1 protein-coding gene is annotated in these 1,271 nt (G+C 40.2%); it reads left to right on the forward strand.

Annotation, left to right across the window (positions count from 1 at the left end):
* Positions 1-298: 298 nt before the first annotated feature.
* A partial coding sequence (locus DWX32_RS19215; protein WP_118660883.1) for an IS110 family transposase occupies positions 299-1,271 on the forward strand: 973 nt, incomplete at its 3' end.

Raw genomic sequence — 1,271 nt, forward strand, 5'->3', positions numbered from 1 at the left:
TTGCGCGTCTAACTCATCACTACTACAATATATTTATGGGTAATCCCCTTACTTCCAGTAAGGATTTATCCATCTCATTACTTAAACTGTTAGAATGTAGGATGCAATGGTATATCGACTTCATCACTTGGACCTCGCGTCCGTACTTTAGACTGATAACCGGCTCCTCATTCACAGTGTTCGTTTTATGCAGGTTGAATCACATTAGGTGCATTCGTGTCACACACAGTAGTTTGAACAGGTAATGAGTAAAACTGGTATTTATCCATTGTAATATTTTTTAAGGAGTGATAAATTTATGAACGCAGTAGGTATCGATGTTTCAAAAGGTAAAAGTATGGTTACAATTCTGAGACCATTTGGGGAGATTGTATCCTCTCCTTTTGAGATTAAGCACACATCCAGTGATATCCATTCACTTATTAAACTTATTCATTCTATCGAAGGTGAATCCCGGGTTGTAATGGAACATACCGGCCGCTACTACGAAGCACTTGCTCACCAGCTTTCAGCAGCAGATCTCTTTGTCAGTGCTGTTAATCCCAAGTTGGTCAAAGATTTTAATAACGATTCTCTTCGCAAAATCAAGTCCGACAAAGCTGATTCTGTCAAGATTGCCCGCTACGCTCTTGACAAATGGCAAAGTCTTGAACCGTATAGTATTACAGATGAATTACGCGCTCAGCTAAAGGTCATGAATCGTCAGTTCCATTTCTATGTGAAACAAAAAACGGCTATGAAAAATAATCTTATTGGCCTCATTGACCAGACCTATCCAAATGCAAATACTTATTTCAATAGTCCCACCCGCAGTGATGGTTCCCAGAAATGGGTTGATTTTGTCTCTACATACTGGCATGTAGATTGCATTCGTAAAATGTCTCTAAACGCTTTTGTTGAACATTATCAGAACTGGTGCAAGCGCAAAAAATATGCCTTCAATAAATCAAAAGCGGAAGAAATTTACACCAAAACAAAGGAACTTGTTCCAGTATTTCCTAAGAATGAAATAACCAAACATATCATCAGACAAGCTGTCGATCAGCTCAACAGTACTTCCGTTACTGTCGAAACAATACGCACTCTCATGAACGAGACTGCCTCAAAGCTTCCTGAATACTCAATTGTCATGCAGTTTAAAGGGATTGGTCCATCTCTCGGTCCACAGCTTATGGCTGAGATCGGTGATGTAACCAGATTCACGCATAAAGGAGCCCTTACTGCATTCGCCGGAGTTGATCCTGGGGTAAACGAATCTGGTTCCTATGCCC

Origin of the sequence: Blautia sp. AF19-13LB, from assembly GCF_003479105.1 — a bacterium.
GTDB classification, from domain to species: Bacteria; Bacillota; Clostridia; order Lachnospirales; family Lachnospiraceae; genus Fusicatenibacter; species Fusicatenibacter saccharivorans.